Genomic DNA, 4,790 nt, shown 5'->3' with positions numbered 1-4,790 from the left:
CGCGCTGTGCACCGTCGTCGTGGTCGCCTACATCGAGGTGTAGCCGCTGGCCCGTACAGCGGTGGTGCCCCGGACGGGCGGTCCGGGGCACCACTGTTTCTGCTGTGTCGCGCCGCGCTTGTATGCGGCATCGCGCGGTGCGGCGGGAGGGGCCGGCGTCAGCCGGTCGGCCTGTTGTGCAGCGGCACCACGACATCCCGGCCGGTTGCCGCCTCGCCGAGCCGGAAGAACTTGATCTGCCCCTCGCTGTGCGTGTACTCCAGCCAGCCGGCCGCCTCCAGCTCCCGGCGGGCGCGCGAGAAGTGGGGCGCGGGCACGCCCATCCGCTCAGCCAGCTCGGCCGCCGTACGCTCGACGCTGTGCTCCAGACCGCCCAGGATCGCGTACGTCATCAGCACGTTCTGCTTCAGGTGCGACAGCTCGCTTATGCGCCCCTGCAGTGCGTCGAGCTCGGGATACGGGCTTTTGCGTGCCATGGGTCTGGCCCTTCGATGCTGCGCCGGAGCGCCCCGGCATAGTCGGCAGGTGATAGGCGGCGGCCTCCTCGGCCTGTTCCGCCCCGGTGAGGCTGGAGATGATGTGGGGGCTCGCCCGGTACTTGATCGTCCGGCCGATCACCTCGGCCACCAGGAAGATCTTGTTCTCGGCGAGCTTCTTGGCGATCCTCCTCGTTGCCTGCGGGGTCAGCCCCAGGAACTCGGCGGCCTCCTTCGCCGTGGCGCCGCCCTTCTCATACGTCATGATCCCGCAGTAGAAGAACACGCGAAAGTCGTCTCCGGTGATCCCGGACTCCGCCTTGAGCATCTCCAGGACACGCGTGAAGGAGAACTGCCCGAACCGGCCTCCGAGGTTGTAGGCCCGCCGCGGACCGCCCTCGTCCGGCTCCCACAGCTCATGGATCTCTCCGGTCGCGGTGTTGACCAGCTCGCGGCTGCGTCCACTGCGCCCCTGATTTGGCACGTACGACCCCTGACCTGGGTGTTTCCATGACACGCGGGAGATTACCACGCGCGACATGTCGTGTGTGGTACCTGAGGGAACCCGGCGATTCCCTCGCCGACCACCGGCGACATGTCGTCAGTGGTCATTGAGGGAACCCTACGGTTCCTCCGCTTGCGCCGCACGTCACCGTGCCGCCAGCGGTCGCCGAAGGAACCCTGGGATTCCTTCGGTGACCGCTGGCGACATGACTCCTAACGTCATGTATCGGCATTCCAGGATGCCGATATCGGTACCGCAGGATGCTCATATCGGTACTGCAGGATGCCGATATGAGCATCCTGCAGTACCGATCATTCCTGTATTTGTGCAGGTCAAAGGCATGCGGGGGTTGCGCGTTCTATATACATCGGAAGGAACCCGCCAAGGGCACTGTCCGTACGGGCGGCCCTGCGGTCCTCGCGCAAGCGCTCCGGTCCTCGGGGTGCCCCTGAGGGACGTCTGCTGCTGCACCGCCATCTGGGTACCTGCTGTAGCCGGAAACAGGCGTGGCCGGTGTGAGGGGTGGGCTCCGCTGCCCGGCCCTTGCGGGCCGGGCAGCTCAGGTGCCTCCGCCTGTCGTCATGCGCCTGCCCCGTACCAGGGGTGCTGTTCTGCGGTTGAGGCGACGACTGGGGCGGCAGAAAGGCAAGGAGGCCGACTCTGGCACCGAGCCGTACGGGAGTATTCAAGCAACGGCGGATCTGCTGCAGATGCGATGCCGTGCAGGCGACCGGGTGTCCAACGACCCGTGCGGGTGGCGGGTCATGCCGGCTGGTTGCGTTCGCCGTGGCCGTGCGCCCCTTTTGTGCGGGTATTCGCGGCGGTGGCCTGACAGACGGCCGGGAGCGTTGCCAGGCTGGAAGGGGGCGGAGGGTAAGGAGGAGTTCGCCCTTTTGCTGATCCAGGAGGGGGCGATCATGATTCGGAAACCGCATTTCGAGCTCGTGGTCCGCGACGTGAGGGCGGGCGAGGACGCGGTGTGGATGAGCCTGGTCGGCGAGCTGGGCCCGGACGAGGTGCGGCTGCTGACCGAGGCGATCGCGGAACTGGCACACGGGGAGGGCGGGGCCGGCGGGGTGGTGCTGGACTTGGCGGACGTCTCCTACTGCGGCGGCGACAGCGCGTTCGCGCTGTCGGGCCTGTGCGCAGGAATGAAGGCGGTGGGCATCGACGTCACCATCGCCCAGACAAGCCCTATAGCGCGGCTCGCTTTCGCAGGGACGGGCGTGGACCGGCAGCTCCCGTGGCACGAGCGCTGACGGCTCCGCGCAGCTGAAATAAGCCGAAGGGGCAGATGCGGCGCGTGAGCCCTGGGGGCGTTCATCCCCGGCGGTACGTGCACAAAGGTCCGGGGGAGGGGCTGGAGCGGCTGCGCGGAGAGGGCCCCTTGAGGGCCCGAGGCCGACGCGGGCCCTCAAGGGGTGTGCACGGTCCGTAGGGGATCGGATCGTCATGCACGTGATGCGTGCGGTCCAACGGTCTGCTTGTACGACCGGTCACGCGGGGCCGGTTGCACCGCTCCCTGCGCGCCCCCCCAGGGTGCGTGCGGATGCGGGGCATATTCCGTGCCCGGATGGGTTGTCCGCAGGCAGGAAGGGTGGGCGCGGGATCGTCGCGCATTTAGGGTCGAAGGATCGCCCGTTTTCATCAGGGGCATGGCAGCATGCTCCGCCGACCGTTGCAGAGGCACGCGTGAGCGATCCCTACGGCACGACAAGCCCCAGCCGGCTCTTCGTCATCCGCACCGTCGACGACGGTGTCACCGTCCTGAGTCTGCAAGGCGAGATCGACATGCACACCTGCGGGCGCCTGCACCACGTCCTCACCGCCGGCCGGGCCGCGTACCCGGCCCGGATGGTGGTCGACCTGCGCCGGGTCACCTTCATGGACTCCAGCGGCATCAACGCCCTGATCGGCCTGTACCGGGCCACCCGGGACACACCTGGCTGGGTCCGCCTGGCCGGCATACAGCCCTGCGTGCAGCGCATCCTCGAACTCAGCGGCCTGACCACGGTCTTCGACTGCTTCTCCACCGTGCACCGCGCCCTCGCTGTCTGAGCCCGCCCGCCACCAGGCACGCACGGACGTCGAGGAGGCACGGACAGGCAGAGGTGCGGCCGGGCGTGGAAGGTGGCCGTCTGGCCCTCTGAAGGCGAGGGCCCGTAGCACGCCCTGCTGCCGGGTCCTCGCTGATCGCGTCCCCTTGGCAGCTCGCACCGGGTTCCGACACGCGACACCGGCCCAACACCCCCGCTGCACGGCGGGTCACGCCCGCCCGGGCGCGTAGAGGCGGGCGCACGCCCTCGTGCGCGCTACTTGCATGCAATTCCATGCATGAAGGCGGTAGTGCCGTCAGCTGGGGAGCTTGGTGCTGGTGCCGGTCCTAGAGTTGCCGACCGGGGGGAAGACTCCGCATCGGTGCACGGCCCTGCAGGGCGGTGCGTACCTCTGACTGCGCACCGCTAGACCGCGCATCGGTGCGGAGCCCCGCGATCGCTGCGACCACGGGGCTCCGGCCCTGCACGGGCCGACCCGGACCACAGCCCAGACCATGGGCAGTCCAAAGACACAGCGCCCCCCGATTGCCCCCTGACCATCCCTGTTGATCCTGGTATCACGCGCTTCGCTCTCTTGGCCGCGTATGCGGCCGCAGAGGCGGGGGAGACGGGGGGCACGGTGCGGTTCTCTCGGCTCGTGCGCGCGTGGTGGTGACGCGCCGTGACTGGTCTCCCTCGAGGGACCGGCCACGGCATCGCAGGACGGGGGCTGTACGGCGCGGCGGGCGTCCGGTAGGGGAGGGCAAGCCTTGGCCGGAGGCCTGCCGCGTACCGGGCAGACCACGCGAGAACGGGACGCGGGCAGCGGGCGGCCGGCTCCACATCCTTCCCGGACCACGCCCGTAGTCCAGGAGAAACGCGTTAAGGGGTGCCAGGCAGCAGCCGACCGCCGGGCCAGGGCGCCGGCCCCCGTCTAGGCTTCGCTGATCTGGAGGTTTTCCACTCCGTGCCAGCCGCGGGCGGCGAGCCGGCCTGTGAGGTCGAGGTCGGGGCGGGCGCGCAGGGTCAGATGCAGGGAAGGGTGCAGGGCGCGAGCGAGGTCGACCAGGGCCTCGAGTGCGGCTTGGGAGATGTACTGGATGCCGGTGAGGTCGACGGTGACCTCCTGGTGCTGTTCGCCACAGCGCACCACGGCCAGCGTCACGGGGATCTTGTGCTCTGCGGTGACCTCACCGAAGAGCTTGATCCCCGGAGTGTGGCCGAGGGGCGTGATGAACATGAGGTCATCGATGAAGTGGTCGGACACGGCCGGAAGTCCTCACAGCCATGCACCGCACCAGGGAACCGAGACGACCCAGAGCATTTTCACGGCGCGAGTCGCGGCGGTTCCTCGTGCGATGCCGAAGAGGCGGGCCTTTAGGATCCCGCGGAACACAGCCGCTGACGTAGGAGCGCTCCTTGCGCTCCGAGTGATGCCGAACCTGGCGCCGTAGCAACGGACCACCGAGGGTTCACGGACTACCGCCAGCCTACGCCCGAACCCCTTGCGCGGACAGTCCTCCACGGCGCCGGTGGCCCCCTGCTGCGTCCCTGTGCTTCCCGATCGCGCCCGAGGCCGGCCTGCTTCAGCAGCCGACCGGCCTCAAGGGTTGCGCGCCGGCCCGGTGCCGGGACCGCCAGACTTTTAGAGGTCATCTCATTTGGCCTTGGCGGTAGCCTGAGTCCGTGTTGATGGTTGAGCGTCTGGTCCCGGACGGATTGTGGGAGCTGTTCCAGCGGGTGGTGCCGGAGGCGCCGTCGCGTCCGCAGGGT

Annotated in this window: 5 protein-coding genes; 2 read left to right on the top strand and 3 right to left on the bottom strand. The window is 68.7% G+C overall.

The window, feature by feature from the left end:
* Positions 1–158: 158 nt before the first annotated feature.
* Positions 159–392: a MarR family transcriptional regulator gene (locus IE271_RS40150; protein ID WP_229919967.1), complete on the bottom strand. Its 234-nt coding sequence runs from the start codon at positions 390–392 to the stop codon at positions 159–161.
* Positions 328–960 (bottom strand): helix-turn-helix domain-containing protein, encoded by a 633-nt coding sequence (locus IE271_RS43130; protein WP_229919966.1) that lies wholly within the window; start codon positions 958–960, stop codon positions 328–330. Before IE271_RS43130 ends, IE271_RS40150 begins: the two co-directional genes overlap by 65 nt.
* A 938-nt stretch (positions 961–1,898) precedes the next feature.
* Between IE271_RS43130 and IE271_RS40145 the strand changes: the two genes are divergently transcribed.
* Both IE271_RS40145 and IE271_RS43125 read left to right on the top strand, forming a co-directional pair.
* Positions 1,899–2,240, top strand: a complete 342-nt coding sequence (locus IE271_RS40145) for an STAS domain-containing protein (protein ID WP_190195367.1) — start codon at positions 1,899–1,901, stop codon at positions 2,238–2,240.
* A gap of 433 nt (positions 2,241–2,673) precedes the next feature.
* A complete protein-coding gene (locus tag IE271_RS43125) occupies positions 2,674–3,039 on the top strand; it encodes an STAS domain-containing protein (protein ID WP_229919965.1) in 366 nt (121 codons plus the stop codon).
* 912 nt (positions 3,040–3,951) lie between these two features.
* Here the strand turns inward: IE271_RS43125 and IE271_RS40135 are convergent.
* Entirely contained in the window at positions 3,952–4,284 is a 333-nt protein-coding gene (locus tag IE271_RS40135; protein WP_190195366.1) for a hypothetical protein, read from the bottom strand.
* Positions 4,285–4,790 lie beyond the last annotated feature (506 nt).

Source organism: Streptomyces minutiscleroticus, assembly GCF_014650875.1.
In the GTDB taxonomy this organism is placed as follows: domain Bacteria; phylum Actinomycetota; class Actinomycetes; order Streptomycetales; family Streptomycetaceae; genus Streptomyces; species Streptomyces minutiscleroticus.
The sequence above is the reverse complement of the archived record's forward strand: the minus strand, read 5'-3'. Positions and strand labels throughout refer to the sequence as shown.